The sequence below is a fragment of the Guptibacillus hwajinpoensis genome (genome assembly GCF_001039475.1).
Lineage (GTDB): Bacteria > Bacillota > Bacilli > Bacillales > Guptibacillaceae > Guptibacillus > Guptibacillus hwajinpoensis.
On sequence record NZ_LELK01000004.1, the window covers coordinates 736379 to 755440 of the forward strand.

General features: G+C 41.4%; 15 protein-coding genes. 14 read left to right on the forward strand and 1 reads right to left on the reverse strand.

The window, feature by feature from the left end; translation table 11 throughout:
* The first annotated feature begins 129 nt into the window (after positions 1 to 129).
* The 3 genes from AB986_RS13795 to AB986_RS13805 all read left to right on the forward strand — a co-directional run bounded on the left by AB986_RS13795 (position 130) and on the right by AB986_RS13805 (position 3396).
* Complete coding sequence (locus tag AB986_RS13795; protein ID WP_048312886.1) at positions 130 to 1569, forward strand: S41 family peptidase; 1440 nt, start codon at positions 130 to 132, stop codon at positions 1567 to 1569.
* Between the two features lie 97 nt (positions 1570 to 1666).
* Positions 1667 to 2857 (forward strand): PDZ domain-containing protein, encoded by a 1191-nt coding sequence (locus tag AB986_RS13800; RefSeq protein WP_048311691.1) that lies wholly within the window; start codon positions 1667 to 1669, stop codon positions 2855 to 2857.
* Positions 2858 to 3165: 308 nt separating this feature from the next.
* Positions 3166 to 3396, forward strand: coding sequence for a DUF2198 family protein (locus AB986_RS13805; protein ID WP_048311692.1), 231 nt, complete (start codon positions 3166 to 3168; stop codon positions 3394 to 3396).
* A gap of 3 nt (positions 3397 to 3399) precedes the next feature.
* On the opposite strand, the gene AB986_RS13810 is transcribed toward AB986_RS13805, so the two are convergent.
* Positions 3400 to 4266: a sulfite exporter TauE/SafE family protein gene (locus AB986_RS13810; RefSeq protein ID WP_048311693.1), complete on the reverse strand. Its 867-nt coding sequence runs from the start codon at positions 4264 to 4266 to the stop codon at positions 3400 to 3402.
* 191 nt (positions 4267 to 4457) lie between these two features.
* On the opposite strand from AB986_RS13810, the gene uvrB reads away from it, so the two are divergent.
* The 11 genes from uvrB (at position 4458) to lgt (ending at position 19049) form a co-directional block, all read left to right on the forward strand.
* Positions 4458 to 6434, forward strand: a complete 1977-nt coding sequence (gene uvrB / locus AB986_RS13815) for an excinuclease ABC subunit UvrB (protein ID WP_048312887.1) — start codon at positions 4458 to 4460, stop codon at positions 6432 to 6434.
* A 7-nt stretch (positions 6435 to 6441) separates the two neighbouring features.
* Positions 6442 to 9309, forward strand: coding sequence for an excinuclease ABC subunit UvrA (gene uvrA / locus AB986_RS13820; protein ID WP_048311694.1), 2868 nt, complete (start codon positions 6442 to 6444; stop codon positions 9307 to 9309).
* 772 nt (positions 9310 to 10081) lie between these two features.
* Positions 10082 to 10375, forward strand: coding sequence for a magnetosome magnetite crystal formation protein family (locus AB986_RS13830; RefSeq protein ID WP_048311699.1), 294 nt, complete (start codon positions 10082 to 10084; stop codon positions 10373 to 10375).
* Positions 10376 to 10423: 48 nt separating this feature from the next.
* On the forward strand, positions 10424 to 11470 hold the full coding sequence (locus AB986_RS13835; protein WP_048311701.1) for a DUF4097 family beta strand repeat-containing protein: 1047 nt from the start codon (positions 10424 to 10426) through the stop codon (positions 11468 to 11470).
* A 68-nt stretch (positions 11471 to 11538) separates the two neighbouring features.
* Positions 11539 to 11898 carry a phage holin family protein gene (locus AB986_RS13840; protein WP_048311702.1) on the forward strand — a complete coding sequence of 120 codons (360 nt, stop codon included), beginning with the start codon at positions 11539 to 11541 and terminating at the stop codon, positions 11896 to 11898.
* Positions 11899 to 11985: 87 nt separating this feature from the next.
* Positions 11986 to 12546 carry a glycerol-3-phosphate responsive antiterminator gene (locus AB986_RS13845; RefSeq protein WP_048311703.1) on the forward strand — a complete coding sequence of 187 codons (561 nt, stop codon included), beginning with the start codon at positions 11986 to 11988 and terminating at the stop codon, positions 12544 to 12546.
* Positions 12547 to 12747: 201 nt separating this feature from the next.
* Positions 12748 to 13575, forward strand: coding sequence for an MIP/aquaporin family protein (locus AB986_RS13850; RefSeq protein WP_048311704.1), 828 nt, complete (start codon positions 12748 to 12750; stop codon positions 13573 to 13575).
* Positions 13576 to 13610: 35 nt separating this feature from the next.
* Positions 13611 to 15107 carry a glycerol kinase GlpK gene (gene glpK, locus AB986_RS13855; protein ID WP_048311705.1) on the forward strand — a complete coding sequence of 499 codons (1497 nt, stop codon included), beginning with the start codon at positions 13611 to 13613 and terminating at the stop codon, positions 15105 to 15107.
* 275 nt (positions 15108 to 15382) lie between these two features.
* A complete protein-coding gene (locus tag AB986_RS13860) occupies positions 15383 to 17056 on the forward strand; it encodes a glycerol-3-phosphate dehydrogenase/oxidase (protein WP_048312888.1) in 1674 nt (557 codons plus the stop codon).
* Between the two features lie 206 nt (positions 17057 to 17262).
* Positions 17263 to 18201 carry an HPr(Ser) kinase/phosphatase gene (gene hprK, locus AB986_RS13865; protein ID WP_048311706.1) on the forward strand — a complete coding sequence of 313 codons (939 nt, stop codon included), beginning with the start codon at positions 17263 to 17265 and terminating at the stop codon, positions 18199 to 18201.
* A 35-nt stretch (positions 18202 to 18236) separates the two neighbouring features.
* Entirely contained in the window at positions 18237 to 19049 is an 813-nt protein-coding gene (lgt, locus tag AB986_RS13870) for a prolipoprotein diacylglyceryl transferase (protein ID WP_048311707.1), read from the forward strand.
* Positions 19050 to 19062 lie beyond the last annotated feature (13 nt).

Here is a 19062-nt window from a genome sequence, read left to right on the forward strand (position 1 = left end):
TCTGTCACAAACTGAGATGGAAACATAATGAAAACAACTGAATCATATAGTACAATAAGATGAAAAGGCATCGCATCGTTATGATGGGGTGCCTTTTCCTTCAAATCAGAAGAGGTGAGTACATTGAAGATACAGGGGAAAGTTGTCGCGTTACTCGTCGTGATTGCTTTACTTGTGGGTTCTGGTGGTACATATGCGGCTTTCGCACTCTTTCAGGACGAGTCTCAAGGAAGTGAACAGTCGATGACGCTCGGCTCAGGAAACGACATGGAGTCAGAGGAACTTTCGAAAATAAATAAAACGTATGAGCTGATTACTGATCGCTATGTGAAAGATGTCGATCAAAAAGATCTACTAGACGGGGCAATCAAAGGAATGATTGAAACCCTCGATGATCCTTATTCCATTTATATGGATCCAAAAACTGCAGAGCAGTTTAGCCAATCACTAGGCTCTTCATTTGAAGGAATCGGTGCCGAGGTTAATATGGATGATGGTCGAGTGACAATCGTGTCACCTTATAAAGACTCTCCAGCTGAAAAAGCAGGTCTTCGTCCAAACGATAAAATCATGACAATTGACGGTGAAAGTACGGAAGGACTTGATCTGTATGATGCTGTCTTAAAGATACGCGGCGAAAAAGGCACGGTTGTAGAGTTAGGTGTTCAACGTCCAGGTGTATCTGAAATCATGGAAGTGAAGGTAACGAGAGACGAGATTCCAATTGAAACGGTGTATGCCGAAACGGTTGAGAAAAATGGTAAGAAAATCGGCGTTCTCCAAGTGACTTCTTTCTCAGAAAACACAGCAGAAAATTTCTCTAAAGAGCTTAAAAAGCTTGAAGATGAAGGTATTGAAGGACTAGTACTTGATGTTCGTAATAACCCAGGTGGTCTCTTAAACGTTGTATCTGATATGGCTGAAGAGATTATTCCAAGTAATAAACCATACGTTCAAATTGAAGATCGTCAGGGAGAGAAACAGCGCTCGGTCTCTTCATTAGAACAGAAAAAAGACTACCCAATCGTTGGTTTAATTGATCGTGGAAGTGCATCTGCTGCTGAAATTCTAGCGGGAGCTCTTAAAGAAGCTGGTGGATATGATCTTGTTGGGGAGAAGACGTTTGGAAAAGGCACAGTCCAAACGACAGTTGATCTAGGAGACGGAAGCAATATTAAGCTCACAATGTTCAAATGGCTTACTCCAGATGGAAATTGGATTCATAAAGAAGGCATTAAACCGACTGTAGAAGCTGAACAGCCTGCTTATTTCTATGTTAATCCATTGTCAGCAGAGAAGACACTTGAATTCGATCAGAACAACAAACAAGTTGAATCAGCGCAAGTCATGTTAAAGGGACTTGGTTTTGAACCTGGACGAACGGACGGCTACTATAGTGACAAAACGGTTACTGCTGTGAAAGCATTCCAGCGTTCTAACAACATCGATGTATCTGGAAAAATCGACGAAAAAACGGCTCAGACACTTCAAGAGAATATCATAGACTCGATTCGTAATCCTGAGAACGATGTTCAGCTTGAAACAGCTGTGGAGCTACTTGCTAAATAATTCCAAGAAGGAAACAAACTGTTGATGTCGAAGCTATTCCGCAGGAAATTCTGCGGAATTTTTTTCTGACAGGGGCAAAAGCATGGAGGAATATTAAATGGACATTATTGGTCTTTCCATACTAAAGGGGATAATCAGCTTTTTTGTACATCCCTTAACGTATATCACCCTAATTGGGGCATTCATCCTTGGGCTCTCACGTGTGAAACGAGATCGTCGTGACTTTCATACACGCGTACACGATGCTCTTGATGATGTGGCGTTTGCCATTGTACCGGGAATAATTGCCGGTGCAGCATTTATGGTAGCAAACTTATTTTTAGGCATTACGCTACCATTCAGTAGTACGGTAGCTTTAAGCATTGCTGCTTTCTTACTTCTTGTGACAGGACAAATTCGATTTCTTTCTCCGGCGTTTACGTTTATCTTACCAGTCGTTGCCGCTATATTTTACACACCAATTGATTTTGGAAGTGAACAAATAAATTCCATTCAAGACGGTATAGGTTCAAGCTCAATGATTGCGATCGTCCTGTTAGTTGGGATTCTTGTGATCATGGAAGGTATACTCATTTCTAGGAATGCTGTTAGGCAGACATCGCCAAGATTAGTGGAAAGTAAACGTGGAAAGCTTGTCGGGGGTCATGAAGTTCAGCGACTCTGGTTGATTCCACTCTTTCTCTTTCTTCCAATTGGCAATGTCGAAGCATTCTCATGGTGGCCGCTTTTACACTTTGGAGAACAAACCTATTCATTTCTGTTAATCCCACTCCCAATTGGTTTTCAAAAACTCATTCACCATGCACTACCAGTTCCTGAACTTAAACGGAATGGAAGACAGGTATTGCTGTTAGGAATCAGTGCTGTCGCTATTGGATTAGTCAGTTATGTTATGAATAGTCATTGGCTTGCATTGATTACGTTAGGTATTGTAGTTATTATGAGAGCGACAATTCTCCTGCTGCATCGCGGTAAAAATAAAGCAGCCTATTTTAACGAACGAAATGAAGGTCTCGTCATTCTCGGTATTCTACCCGAGTCTCCAGCAGATCAAATGAATTTACATGTTGGTGAAGTGATTTCCAAAGTGAACGGTATTCCGCTAGGAAAAGGGACTGACTTCTATACCGCACTCCAAAGAAATGCGGCACATTGCAAATTAGAGGTTCTCGATTTTAACGGAGAAGTAAGGTTTGTACAAAAAGCGCTGTATCACAACGAGCATCATGAGCTAGGTTTGTTATTCGTAAAAGAACACCGCCTTCATAACATTGAAGAAGCGCAATAATTAAATAAATATAATTGGGTCTTTAATGCGGTTGATTTCCGCTCCAGGATGCTCGCTTTCCGCGGGGCGGGCGGTGAGCCTCCTCGTCGCTAACGCTCCTGCGGGGCCTGTCCCGCTAATCCCGCAGGAGTCGAGCATCCTTCCGCTCCAATCTGCGAAATGTAGTTTTTATTCAGAACCCTTTTTAAATCAACAATCTTATAGAACGCTGACTTTAATTTAATCTCTTTTAGCTCATCGTAGCATTCATTCCCTTATTTGTTGTAAGATGGGGGGAGACGCTTTACTTTGAGAGGTGAATTACTTTTATGCAAGAGATATTAATTGCTTTACTCGTTCCAGCGATTATTACGGTCGTGTTTACACGCGTTACATATAATACATTTGTTAGCTTTGCGTTAACGCTTCTATTTATGTGGGCTGTGTTTGGTGGATTAGATCATCCGATTCATCTCATTCTGCTAACGATTTTATCAGCAGTTGTTGGTTTCTATTTATCTAAGAAAACACAAAAACAAAACAAAAAAAAGATGAAATAGCGTCTATTCCGACTGGAGTAGACGCTTTTTTTTCGTTCGATACTGGTAAGTGAAGAGGGTCATTAAAGCAAGAACATAAGCTCCAACAATAAATAATCCCAATAGGGGCTGATGGAGAAGTTTAAAGACGATACTAGTTAATGTAAAGATATATAGCGTGCCTAATAGTTTCTTAATCGTACTCTCTGAAAAAGAGTCAGTTAAACTTGCTCCAAAACGAGAACCGATAACAGCACCAATGACAAGAGTAAATGCAAGAAACAACGGAATCTCAACTGTTCGTATGTACGTAAAGAATCCTGTTGTAACAATTAAGAAAATCGTTGCGAGAGAAGTTCCGATCGCTAATCTTGCAGGCATATGTAGAACGCGTATTAACAATGGAACCATAACAAATCCTCCACCTACTCCAAGAATGGATGAAATAAAGCCACCAGCTAGACCGATTAAAATCGTAAGAACTGGGGAATAGGGGGAAGTGGTATTTCGTTCGCCGACTGAAGATTCTTTAGAAAGCATAGTCAGTGCGAAATAGGAAAGTAAAACAACATACAATAGTGGAATAATGAAAGTATCAATACCGGTTCCTTCCATTGCTATTACAAGTGGATTGGCAACTTGAGTACTAATCATTCCACTTATTGAAAGAATCAGTGTTTGTGTCCAGAGAACACGCTTTTTCTTAATATAGGTTAGCGCTCCTGAAATAGAGGTACTCATACTATATAATAAACTGATTGTAATCGCCGTTGCTGGTGAGTACCCAAGCAATAGTAGGATCGGTGTTAGCAAGAAGCCGCCTCCTACTCCAAAGAAACCGGATATTGCACCAATTGCGATGCCGAGTGGCAAAGCCCATAAGACAAACAATGTCAAAACTCCTTCTGAGTGGATGAATAGTGTTGGGCAAGACTGCACTCTATAGCATACCTCAGTTTAATAAGAAGAGAAAGATTTCGATAAGAAAGAAAAATGGGAATATCAGTTCGCTTTAATTGAAGAAATGACCACGTAATGTGATATAATAATTCCTATAGATGATTCGAACGGAGGCGAAGATGGTGGAAAGAAAGTTTGAATTGGTGTCAGACTATGAACCGCAAGGTGACCAGCCTGAAGCAATTAAAAAGCTTGTTGAAGGCGTTCAAAGCAATGAACGACATCAGACTCTTCTCGGTGCAACGGGGACTGGTAAAACCTTCACGATGTCAAATGTCATTCAAGAAGTAAATAAACCAACGCTCATTATTGCCCATAACAAGACGCTCGCCGGACAGCTGTATAGTGAGTTTAAAGAGTATTTTCCAAATAATGCTGTCGAATATTTTGTCAGCTATTACGATTATTATCAGCCTGAAGCATACATACCTCAATCTGATACTTTTATTGAAAAAGATGCGAGTATCAATGATGAAATTGATAAGCTTCGTCACTCGGCTACGTCCAGCTTGTTTGAGCGTAACGACGTTATTATAGTAGCAAGTGTCTCGTGTATTTATGGTCTAGGTAATCCAGAAGAATATAAAAGCCTTGTGCTCTCTCTTCGAAAAGGGATGGAGAAAGATCGAGATCAATTACTTCGAGACATGGTTGATATTCAATATTCACGTAATGATATCAATTTTACGCGAGGAACATTCCGGGTTCGCGGTGATGTAGTAGAAATCTTTCCTGCTTCACGCGATGAAAATTGCATTCGTGTCGAGTTTTTTGGGGACGAAATCGACCGAATCACAGAGGTGAACTCGTTAACTGGAGAAATTCTTGGAGAACGAGAACACGTAGCGATCTTTCCTGCTTCCCACTTCGTAACTCGTGAAGAGAAATTAAAAATCGCCATTAAACGAATTGAAGCAGAGCTTGAAGAAAGACTTAAAGCCTTAAACAATGACGGAAAGTTATTAGAAGCTCAACGTCTCGAACAACGGACTAGATATGATGTTGAAATGATGGCTGAGATGGGCTTTTGCTCAGGAATCGAGAACTATTCACGACATTTAACGTTACGAGATGCTGGTGCTACTCCATATACGCTGATGGATTATTTTCCTGAAGATTTCTTAATTATGGTCGATGAGTCCCACGTAACACTTCCTCAGGTAAGAGGAATGTACAATGGTGACCAGGCAAGAAAGGGAGTTCTTGTTGATCACGGTTTCCGTCTTCCTTCTGCAAAGGATAATCGTCCGCTTCGCTTTGAAGAATTTGAAGAGAAAGCTCATCAATTTGTATACGTATCAGCTACACCAGGTCCTTATGAAGAGGAGCATTCAACAAAGGTAGTAGAACAAATTATCCGTCCTACAGGATTGCTTGATCCAACGATCGAAATTCGTCCAATTGAAGGACAAATTGATGATCTGTTAGATGAAATAAACAAACGATCAGAGCAGAATGAGCGAGTCCTTGTTACTACGCTTACGAAAAAGATGTCTGAGGACTTAACAGATTATTTGTTAGAAATGGGAGTAAAGGTTCGTTACCTTCATTCTGAAATTAAGACGCTTGAACGAATTGAAATCATTCGTGATTTGCGTTTAGGTGTATTCGATGTTCTTGTTGGAATCAACCTCCTCAGAGAGGGTCTTGATATTCCGGAAGTATCGCTTGTTACAATATTGGATGCTGATAAAGAAGGGTTCTTAAGATCAGAACGTTCATTAATCCAAACAATCGGTCGGGCAGCACGTAACTCCAAAGGACATGTTATTCTATACGCTGATAAAATGACAAATTCCATGGAGCTTGCAATTGGTGAAACAAATAGACGTCGGGAAATACAGCAACAATACAATGAAAAATATAGCATTACGCCAACAACGATTAAAAAGAAAGTACGCGAAGGTATTCGCGCTACTGTTGCTGCTGAGGATGGCGAAGAATACACAGTACCGAAGCAAGGTAAAATGACGAAGCAAGAACGTGCTAAAGTAATTGAAAACGTAGAAACAGAAATGAAGGAAGCTGCACGAGAACTTAATTTCGAGCGTGCTGCTGAACTTCGTGACCTATTATTAGAGCTTAAAGCGGAAGGATGACGAACAGATGGCAAACGATGAGATCGTCGTCAAAGGGGCGAGGGCCCACAATTTAAAAAATATAGACGTATCCATTCCAAGAGATAAGCTAGTCGTTGTTACTGGCTTATCTGGATCGGGTAAGTCTTCATTAGCATTTGACACTATTTATGCTGAAGGACAGCGACGTTACGTCGAATCACTCTCAGCATATGCAAGACAATTTCTTGGACAAATGGATAAGCCTGATGTGGATGCGATTGAAGGTTTATCACCGGCTATTTCAATCGATCAGAAAACAACAAGTCGGAATCCTAGATCTACTGTAGGTACCGTAACCGAAATCTATGACTACCTCCGTTTATTATTCGCAAGAATAGGTCGACCAGTCTGTCCGAGACACGGTGTGGAAATTACGTCACAGACGATCGAGCAGATGGTGGATCGCATTTTAACATATGAAGAACGGACGAAACTTCAAATTCTATCTCCAGTCGTATCAGGACGAAAGGGAGAGCACGTTAAGGTTTTAGAAGATATTAAGAAGCAAGGGTACGTTCGTGTTCGTGTGGACGGCGAAATGATGGAAGTTGCAGAAGAAATCAATTTGGAGAAAAATAAAAAGCATTCAATTGAAGTTGTGATTGACCGGATTGTTGTAAAAGACGGTGTTCAATCCCGGCTAGCGGACTCACTAGAAACAGCGCTGAATCTTGGCGGTGGTCAGGTAATTGTTGACGTGATGGGTCAAGAAGAGCTGCTTTTTAATCAGCACCATTCTTGTCCATACTGTGGTTTTTCGATCGGTGAGCTTGAACCAAGATTGTTTTCATTCAACAGTCCGTTTGGAGCTTGTCCTTCTTGTGATGGTCTAGGACTTAAGCTTGAGGTTGATCTAGACTTAGTTATTCCAGACTGGGATAAGTCACTACGCGAGCATGCGCTTGCTCCATGGGAGCCAGTTAGTTCTAACTATTACCCACAGCTTCTTCAAAGCGTGTGTAATCATTTTGGAATTGATATGGATACACCTGTTAATAAAATTCCAAGAGCGCAGCTTGATAAAGTGTTGTACGGAAGTGATGGAGAGAAGGTCTATTTCAGATATGAGAATGACTTTGGCCAAGTACGTGAAAACAATATTATCTTTGAAGGTGTTGTTCCTAACGTAGAGCGACGCTATCGTGAAACAAGTTCTGACTATATACGCGAGCAAATGGAAGCTTACATGTCACAGAAACCGTGTCCAAGCTGTAAAGGCTATCGTTTAAAGAAAGAATCTCGTTCCGTTTTAATTAATGGAAAGCATATTGGCGAAGCGACAGAATACGCCATTAGAGATGCTGCTGGCTTTTTTGACGAGCTTGATTTAACGCCAAAAGAGGCGACGATCGGTAAAATGATATTACGAGAAATTCAGGATCGACTTGGTTTCCTCGTGAACGTAGGATTGGATTATTTAACGTTAAATCGTTCAGCAGGAACTTTATCAGGAGGGGAAGCACAGCGAATCAGGCTTGCGACTCAGGTTGGTTCCAGGTTGATGGGTGTCTTATATATTCTTGATGAGCCTTCAATTGGTCTTCATCAGCGCGACAATGATCGATTAATTGCGACGCTTCAAAGCATGAGAGACCTTGGTAATACGCTAATTGTTGTCGAGCATGATGAAGATACGATGCTTGCAGCTGACCATATTATTGATATTGGTCCTGGTGCTGGTGCGCATGGCGGCTACATTACGTCAGAAGGTACCCCAGCAGAGATTATGGATGATAAAGAATCGTTAACTGGAGAATACCTCTCAGGCAAAAAGTTCATCCCTGTTCCGGCTGAGCGAAGGAAACCCGATGGACGATATATTGAAATAGTTGGGGCAAAAGAGAATAACCTTAAGAACACGAAAGCAAAAATCCCGATTGGATTATTTACGTGTGTGACAGGTGTTTCAGGTTCAGGCAAAAGTACGTTAATTAATGAAATCTTATATAAAGCACTCGCACAAAAGCTTCATAAAGCAAAGGATAAGCCAGGTGAGCATAAGAAAATCAATGGTTTAGAATATGTAGATAAAGTTATTGATATTGATCAGTCACCGATTGGACGTACACCGCGATCGAATCCTGCAACTTATACGGGTGTATTTGATGACATTCGCGATGTATTTGCACAAACGAATGAAGCTAAGGTTCGCGGTTATAAAAAAGGGCGTTTCAGTTTTAATGTAAAAGGCGGTCGTTGTGAGGCGTGTCGTGGAGATGGCATTATCAAGATCGAAATGCACTTTCTACCAGATGTATACGTACCATGTGAGGTTTGTCATGGTAAACGATACAACCGTGAGACGCTTGAGATTGAGTATAAAGGGAAGAATATTGCCGATATCCTTGGGATGACGGTTGAAGATGGACTGGATTTCTTTAAAAATATCCCGAAAATCAATCGAAAGCTTCAAACCTTATATGATGTTGGTCTAAGTTACATTAAGCTAGGGCAACCAGCAACCACTGTTTCTGGAGGAGAGGCTCAGCGCGTGAAGCTCGCTTCTCAGTTATACAAACGTTCGACTGGTAAGACGCTCTACATCTTAGATGAGCCTACTACTGGCTTGCACGTTGACGATATATCTCGATTGCTAGAAGTATTACAGCGTCTAGTTGAGAATGGTGATTCAGTATTAATCATTGAGCATAACTTAGATGTTATTAAGACAGCTGATTACTTGATTGATCTTGGACCTGAGGGTGGTGACGGCGGTGGTGAAGTGATCGCCACAGGCACACCAGAAAAGATCACGAAAGAAGAAAGATCTTATACAGGATACTACCTTGCCCCTATTCTTGAACGAGACAAAAATCGCATGAAGAAAAGATTAGAGCAAACTCAGTCTGTATAAGAGGGAAAAGACAGCCTCTGGCTGTCTTTTTTCTTATATTTGGTTCTTTCTTATAGGCTCTTTTCTAAAAGATTGTTACTTCGAAGCAATTATTGAATAAAAGACCAAACTTAGCTAATTGGAGCGGAAGGATGCTCGACTCCTGCGGGACAAGCGGAACAGGTGAGACCCCGCAGTAGCGACGAGGAGTCTCACCACCCGCCCTACGGAAAGCGAGCATCTTGGAGCGAAAATTAATCATTCTTATAGAAACAACGCCCACGAAAAGAGCTTTTCTAAAAGACTGTTGGTTTTGAACTATTTTTTGTAAAAACACCACACGTAGCTAATTGGAGCGGAAGGATGCTCGACTCCTGCGGGACAAGCGGGACAGGTGAGACCCCGCAGGAGCGTAAGCGACGAGGAGGCTCACCGCCCGCCCCGCGGAAAGCGAGCATCCTGGAGCGGAAATTAATCCACTCTTATAACAATATTATCTACGAAAAGAGTTTTCTAAAAGATTGTCGTTTTTAAAACGATTTTTGAAGAAACACTCAGCTAATTGGAGTGGAAGGATGCTCGACTCCTGCGGGACAAGCGGGACAGGTGAGACCCCGCAGGAGCGTAAGCGACGAGGAGGCTCACCGCCCGCCCCGCGGAAAGCGAGCATCCTGGAGCGGAAATTAACTACACATCATTAGCTAATCAATTATGATATTTATTTTCCCTTTATGAAACTTTCTTTTTACCAAATCGTATAGATAGGTAGAGATTATTGAAAGGGGAAACAACAATGTCCGTTGAAAAAGTAATGTCTTCTCTTTGTTACTTCAGTGTGTTTTTCGCGCCTTTTCTCTTTCCGATCATCGTCTTTTTTGTGATGAGAGATGAAGAGGTTTCATACCACGCCAAACGTGCCGTATTATCTCACTTGTTTCCTTTCCTGTCTTTCGTACTTGCCCTTTTTGCGGTGTTTGTTATGGATGCGGGATCGGTTATCTTTTTAGGTATGATACTGTTTGGTTTATTAAATGTCATTGTGTTCATATGGAACATTGTTAAAGGCATTCAGGTTCTACGCTGGTAGTTGGTCTAGTGCATGTTTACAACAATCGATAAAAAGGAGATGTGTAGAATGAATGAAGAACGTAAAATGATTCTTAAGATGATCGAGGATGGCAAGATTTCAGCAGATGAAGGTGCAAAGCTACTAAAAGCGATTGGGCCTCAAGAAGAAGAACAGAAGTATACAAAAGAATCAGAATCTTACTCAGAGCGCACTGCCCCTACTTATAAGGTTGGCCAATTCGTCGAAACGTTGATTCAAAAAGTGAAAGATATGGACTTTGATTTTAATTTTGGTTCTTCAGAAGAAGTTTCACATGTTTTTGAACAGTCTGAAGTTGATCCAAACACGTTAGATGTTCATGTAAGAAATGGAGAAATCACTTTTCAAACGTGGGATCGAAATGATGTGAAGATTGATTGTCGTGCAAATGTATACCGAGCGTCCAATGTACAAGAAGCGACGGATAAGCTATTGCGTGAAACGTATTTTTCTGTAGATAACGACAAGTTGACGTTTAAGTCAGAGCGTGCAGATATAAAGGCTAATCTCGTTATTTATGTTCCGGCTACTGATTACAAAGGGGTCTGGATGACGACGTTTAACGGTGATGTGACAGGTGAGAATATTTCTGCAGAAAAAGTTAAGTTAAAAACAGCGAATGGGAAAGTCGGTATTCGTGAATCAAAGATTAACGTCTTAGAAGCTGTAACGGGTAACGGAGCGATTGTTATAGAAGGGACGGCTGGCGAAGTTTGTGAACTTGAAACAGCTAATGGACCAATAACGATTGATGGAACGTTCGTAGACACAGAAGCTCAATCATTTAATGGCGCAATTCGCCATACTCTACAAAAGCCTGTAAGTGGTCGTGCAGATTTCAAAACAGTAAACGGAACGATTCAAATTGTTGTACCAAAAGGAATGACTATTAAAGGTGACTTGAAATCTACCATTGGTGCAATTACGACGGATCTTGACAATATGAGTATTATTCGCGAGAAAAAGGAAATTTCTCATCGTATGAAGAAGTTCAAAACAGAAGAGGAATCAGAACATAATTATCGAATTGAAGCGAATTCAACTGCAGGTTCAATTACTGTTTCCTATCTTTAATTTAGGCTAATACTCCTCTTTTTGGTGAATACTAGGCTTCAATGAAAAGTGGAAGGCAGGGGGTTCTTATGCGACAATGGCTCGTAAGCTTACTTGTTAGTAGCATTGTTTTAATGGTGGTAGCAGGATTTTTTGAAGGTTTCTATATTGAAAGTGTATGGTCCGCGATACTTGCAAGTGTTATTCTTGCAATCGTGAATGTACTAATTAAACCAATTCTAATCTTGTTGACCCTCCCTGTTACGATTCTTTCACTAGGGTTATTTCTCATTGTTATTAATGCGATAACACTAACAATGACCGCTGCTCTTATGGGAGATGCATTTCAAATAGACGGCTTTCTAATGGCCATTCTAGCTTCCATTGTAATCGGAGTATTGAATCTCTTAATTGATAAAATCATTGTAAAACCAATAAGTAACAGCTAAGAGCACGCTCTCCTTGAGGGCGTGCTCTTTTTAGCGTATCATATCGTAATTTCTGGTAAGATATAAAAGTAAAGGAGAGGTAGTCTTATGACATTTCATAACCAGAGTATCCTGCCAGCCGTAAGGAAAATGAGGGACTTTGAGACGTTGCTTACTAGTTCCTACACATATATCGTACTTCTTGATACCCATATTGGTCAGTTAAAATCGGTTGTTAAGGAAGCCAATCGTGCCGGTAAAAAGATATTACTTCATGCTGATCTCGTACAGGGGTTACGAAACGATGAGCATGGCGCGGAGTTTCTGTGTCAGGAAGTTAAGCCAGCAGGATTGATTTCAACAAGGTCAAACGTACTCTCCGTTGCAAAAAGACGTGGTCTTCTTACTGTGCAACGGTTATTTATGCTCGACTCTATGGCGCTAGATACTAGCTATAGTATGGTCAGAAATACGAAGCCTGATTGCGTAGAAGTGATGCCAGGAATTATTCCGCAGGTGTTTGAAGAGTTACATGAGCAAATTAAAGTACCGATCTTTGCTGGAGGATTTATTCGCTCAGTAGATGACGTTGAAGCAGCGTTAAGAGGCGGTGCAGCTGCTGTTACAACATCCAAGAAAGATCTTTGGAAACATTATGAACCTAAATAAATATCTTGACATCGCTTACATTTGTCTGTTTTAATAAGTACTATGTTAATAGCCCGTGCCTGAGATGAGGAGAACCACACAAGAAACCTATCAGCTGATGGGGGAATTTGTGTGGTTTTTTTAATTTCTATTTTTAAAACGAAAAAATAGGGAATAGTTTCAGGGAAGGGTTTTATCTAAACTCATAGGAAGGTGATCAGGTTGTCTCCATTTATTGGTGAAATATTAGGAACGATGATTTTAATTATTTTTGGCGGAGGTGTTGTAGCTAACGTCAACCTACAGGACTCAAAAGCTCAGGGAGGCGGATGGATTGTTGTAGCTCTTGGGTGGGGACTTGGTGTTACAATGGCTGTATACGCAGCTGGTCAGGTCAGTGGCGCCCATATTAATCCAGCCGTAACGCTTGGACTAGCAGCAATTGGTGATTTTCCATGGAGTGATGTACCGAGCTACATAACAGCCCAGATGATTGGTGCATTTCTCGGTGGATGTATTGTGTATTTTCATTTTCTTCCTCATTTCCGTAAAGAAGATGATAAAGCGCTTAAATTGGCTGTTTTTTCTACCGACCCTGCGATTCCGCATACTTTCAGCAACTTTCTTAGTGAGTTTATCGGAACAGCGATGTTATTGATTGGATTACTTGCAATCGGTTCCAATGAGTTTACTGAAGGATTAAATCCTTTTATTGTCGGTTTTCTAATTGTAGCGATTGGTCTGTCACTTGGTGGTACAACAGGCTATGCCATTAATCCAGCACGAGACCTTGGACCAAGACTTGCTCACTTTTTCTTACCGATACCAGGAAAAGGTGATTCAAATTGGCAATATGCTTGGATCCCTGTTGTTGGCCCTGTAGCAGGAGGAATGTATGGCGCGGTCTTTTATCAAGCAGTGACCGAAGCAAGTTACGGCACACTATTCTGGATTTGGACCGTAGCAGTGGCCGTACTACTCATTGGCCTTTATCAAATAGGGGACAAGTTGCAGGAAACGGTTAAAGCAAATTCAGAGGCGAAGAATTAAAGACGAAACTTAACTTTATTTAGGGAGGAATTACCATGGAGAAAAAGTATATCTTATCACTTGATCAAGGAACAACAAGTTCACGTGCCATTCTTTTCAATAAGAAAGGTGAAATTGTAAACGTAGCACAAAAGGAATTTAAACAGCATTTTCCGAAATCGGGTTGGGTCGAGCACGATGCACAGGAAATTTGGAGTTCAATTCTTTCCGTAATGGCACAGGTGCTTTCTTCGGCGTCTGACTTATCGGCATCAGATATTGAAGCAATTGGAATTACGAATCAGCGTGAAACGACAGTCGTGTGGGATAAAAACACTGGTAAACCTGTTTACAACGCGATCGTGTGGCAATCACGTCAAACAGCAGGTATTGTGAATGAACTGAAAGAACAAGGGCATGAGGAAATGGTTCGAAACAAAACTGGTTTGCTCATTGATGCTTATTTCTCTGGAACAAAAGTAAAGTGGATCCTAGATAACGTTGAAGGAGCAAGAGAGAAGGCGGAGAACGGTGATCTTCTTTTTGGGACAATTGATTCCTGGTTAATCTGGAAACTTTCAGGTGGAGAAGCTCATGTAACGGATTATTCGAATGCATCTCGTACACTGATGTATAACATTTACGATCTCGAATGGGACGATGAGTTACTAGACATGCTATCCGTTCCTAAATCAATGCTTCCCGAAGTTCGTCCATCTTCAGAAGTATATGCGAATACAGTTGACTATCACTTCTTTGGACAAAACGTTCCGATTGCAGGCGTAGCGGGTGACCAGCAAGCGGCTCTGTTTGGACAGGCTTGTTATGAAAAAGGTATGGCGAAAAATACTTACGGAACAGGCTGCTTTATGCTGATGAACACAGGAGAGAAAGCAGTTAAGTCCGAGAATGGTTTATTGACGACAATTGCTTGGGGTGTCGATGGGAAAGTAGAATATGCGCTAGAAGGTAGTATTTTTGTAGCCGGCTCTGCTATTCAATGGCTTCGCGATGGGCTTCGTATGTTCAATGAGTCACCTGAAAGTGAACGCTATGCAGAAAGAGTCACATCAACGGAAGGGGTCTACATGGTACCAGCGTTTGTTGGACTTGGAACTCCTTACTGGGATAGTGATGTTAAAGGAGCGGTCTTCGGTTTAACACGGGGCACTAGCAAAGAGCATTTTGTCCGCGCTACGCTTGAATCTCTTGCTTATCAAACAAGAGACGTACTAGATGCAATGACAGCTGATTCAGGAATTGATCTTAAAACTCTTCGCGTAGATGGTGGCGTAGTTAATAATGATTTCCTAATGCAATTCCAGAGTGATATGATTGGCGTGCCAGTTGAACGTCCAACAGTTAGTGAAACAACAGCTCTTGGCGCTGCTTACCTTGCTGGTCTTGCAACGGGATATTGGGAAAATCGTGAAGAAATTGAAAAACAATGGATGATTGATCAAACGTTTGAACCGAAAATGGAAGAAGAGGAAAAAGAAGAATTATACAGTGGTTGGAAGAAAGCTGTGCATGCTACAATGGCATTTAAATAAGCTTTAAGAGTAGGCAACGTTCCGTCATTGTGCTACAATTAAAATAAGTTAATAATGACTTGGTCGGAGAATAGGAGAAGACCACAGCCTTCAGACATGGAAAGTCCATGTTCTGATGTGTTGTGGTCTTTTTTTGTCCTTTCAAGCAGGTCTGTTCAAACAATGTGTATTACGATGCTTAAGCTACCCTAGTTTATGGGTAAAGTACTGAAGAGAGTTATTTTGAAGACAAATGTTAACTAGTGAAACTTAAGATAAAAACAGGGAGTGTGATCATCTTGGTTAAACCATTTTCCGGATTACAAAGAAGCGTAGTCCTCGATCAAATCGTATCTGAAGAGCTAGATGTTCTTGTTGTTGGAGGTGGGATTACCGGAGCGGGTATTCTTCTTGATTCAGCTTCTAGAGGCATGAATGCAGCCGTTATTGAAATGCAGGATTTTGCGGCTGGTACATCAAGTCGATCAACAAAGCTTGTTCATGGTGGCCTTCGCTATCTCAAGAATTTCGAAGTTGGTCTTGTTGCTGAAGTAGGGAAAGAGCGAGCTATTGTATACGAAAATGCTCCGCATGTGACAACACCAGAATGGATGTTACTTCCGATCATTAAAGGCGGTACGTTTGGTAAATTCTCAACAAGCGCTGGACTAGCTCTATATGACAGACTAGCAGGAGTTAAACGAAAAGAAAGAAGAACGATGCTGTCGAAAAAAGATACTTTAAATAAAGAACCATTGCTTCGTAAGAGTGACATCAAAGGCGGTGGGTATTACGTTGAGTACCGTACAGATGATGCTCGTCTTACACTTGAAGTTATGAAAGAGGCTGTCCACCGTGGTGGCAAGGCTGTTAACTATGTGAAAGCAGAACAGCTACTATATGAAGATGGTAAAGTCGTTGGTGTTCGTGCAAAAGACGTGATCACTGGTGAAACGCGTGAAATTCGAGCTAAAAAAGTCGTTAACGCTGCTGGACCGTGGGTGGATGAGATTAGAGAGCTTGATAAATCTAGAAAAGGTAAGCACATGTTCTTAACGAAGGGTGTTCACCTTGTGTTTGATCAATCGAAATTTCCACTTCAACAAGCGGTTTACTTCGATACACCATTTGATGATGGTCGAATGATGTTTGCGATTCCACGAGCTGGTAAAACGTACATCGGAACGACGGATACACAGTATTCCAAAAATCCGGTGCATCCTCAAATGACTGTTGAAGATCGTGATTACATTGTTGATGCTGCCAATTACATGTTCCCAGGCATTAACGTAACGAAGAAAGATGTGGAATCAAGCTGGTCAGGCGTACGCCCACTCATTCATGAGGAAGGAAAAGATCCATCTGAAATTTCACGTAAAGATGAAATATTCATTTCAGACTCTGGACTCATTACAATTGCAGGGGGTAAGTTAACAGGCTATCGTAAAATGGCTGAAAGTGTCATTAATCTTGTAGCAGATCAATTGAAAGAAGAAAAGCACGGGAAGTTCCCTGCGTCTACTACGAAAAACATGGTTCTTTCAGGTGGATATGTTGGCGGAAGTAAAGGCTTCAAAGAGTATGCGAAGGAGCAGGTTCGTCGCGGAACGACGCTTGGTCTAACTGTTAATGAAGCCGAAACACTTGTGCAACGTTACGGTTCAAACATTGAACGCATTTATCAAATCATTGAAACAGTTGGAACAGAAGCAAATTTCCATCACTTAAGCCTTGAAGTATTTTCAACGCTTATCTATGGTATTGAAGAAGAAATGGTAGCAACACCACTTGATTACTTCAACCGCAGAACCAGTGCTCTGTATTTCGACATTGATTGGGTTCGTCGTTGGAAGGAACCGGTTATCGAGTACATGGCAAAACGCCTGAACTGGTCACAAGAAAGAAAAGAAGCACATATGCAGGAACTTGATCAACAGATTCATGATTCTGTCGTTCCAGTGAATGCTTAATAAGTAGAGATAGGAGAACCGATGCGGGTGCATCGGTTCTTTTTTTATGTAGTAGAGGGGAAGGAGGGGTCAGGTCCGGACCTGACCCCCACCCTCCCTATAAATGTAGCGTCTGCTTTTCTATGTCCTTTCAAATAGGAAGTGGTACAATAGGGGATAGTTGAAATTGAATCGTGGTTTACGGTTCGTACATAGGAGGATCACGCATGGTTAAAGTTCGTATGAAAGATGTTATGGAGAAATTTAATCTTGAATTAGTTAGTGGTGAAGAAGGAATTCATCGCCCGATTACAACGAGCGATATTTCGCGCCCAGGACTTGAAATGGCTGGTTTTTTCACGTATTACCCAGCAGAGCGCTTACAACTTCTAGGGAAGACAGAGATGTCTTTTTTTCATGGGTTAACTGACGAGCAAAAGGGAGAACGAATGGCGAAACTCTGTACGGATGATACGCCTGGTATTGTTCTTTCAAGAGATATGGAAGTGCCAGAGGAGCTTGTGAAGTCTTCAAAAGCGAATGATGTTCCTATTCTTCGTTCACCGATGACAACAACTCGATTAAGCAGTCGTTTAACGAATTATCTTGAAAGTCAGCTTGCTCCAAACACGGCGATTCACGGTGTTCTTGTTGATATTTATGGTGTTGGTGTTTTAATTACAGGTTCAAGTGGAGTAGGAAAAAGCGAAACAGCACTAGAGCTTGTAAAACGTGGTCATCGCCTTGTAGCGGATGATTCTGTTGAGATTCGTCAAGAAGCAGAAAATACGCTTGTAGGTAGTGCTCCAGAACTAATTCAGCATCTCCTTGAAATTCGAGGTCTTGGTATTATTAATGTGATGACGCTGTTCGGCGCTGGGGCGATACGAAATTATAAGAAGATCTCTCTCGTTATGAATCTTGAGTTATGGGATTCCAAGAAAGTATACGATCGTCTTGGTTTAGAAGAAGAGTATATGAAAATTATTGATTCTAATGTTCCGAGACTTGTCGTTCCGGTCCGTCCGGGACGTAACCTTGCCATCATCATCGAAGTAGCAGCTATGAACTTCCGATTGAAGAACATGGGAATGAACGCTGCCAAGCAATTCTCTGAAAGGTTAACGAGAGAAATTGAAGATGGAGACGAACACGATAGCATTTAAACTTAATACTCGAACAATAAAGGAGAGACAAAATCATGCTAGCTTCCATTCAGCCGCTTGATCGAATCGCGCTTCAGCTTGGGCCGATTTCGATCTATTGGTATGGCATCATTATTGCACTTGGTGCCTATCTCGGCCTACTACTTGCGATTAGAGAAACGCAGCGACAAGGGCTTCCAAAAGAAACGTTTGTAGATTTAATCCTCTGGGCTGTCCCAATTGCCATTGTATCTGCACGTCTATACTATGTTTTGTTCCAATGGAGCTATTACAAAGACAACCCAGGTGATATCTTTGCGATCTGGGAAGGTGGAATAGCGATTCACGGTGCTTTAATCGGATCTGTTATAACTGCAATTGTTTTCACTAGAAAACGCGGACTATCTTTCTGGAAAATTGCTGATATCGCTGCCCCTAGCCTCCTTCTTGGTCAGGCGATAGGGCGCTGGGGTAACTTTATGAACCAGGAAGCGCACGGTGGTCCAGTGACTCGAGAATTTCTTGAGAATTTAATGCTACCGGAATTTATAGTGAACCAGATGTACATCGATGGTACCTACTACCACCCTACTTTTCTATATGAATCACTGTGGAATCTTGCTGGAGTTATACTGCTTCTTGTTCTTCAACGAGCAGCTCTTAAAAGAGGGGAAATCTTCTTACCTTATGTCATCTGGTATTCTTTCGGACGTTTCTTCATTGAAGGGCTTCGCACAGATAGCCTGATGTTAACAGAAACACTGCGAGTGGCTCAGGTGATTTCAGTTGTTCTCGTTATTGTTGCAATTGCACTTATTGTATATCGACGTACGAAAAAGTCGACGAAGCCTTACAACGAAAAAGTTTAAAAAGGAGGTGGGA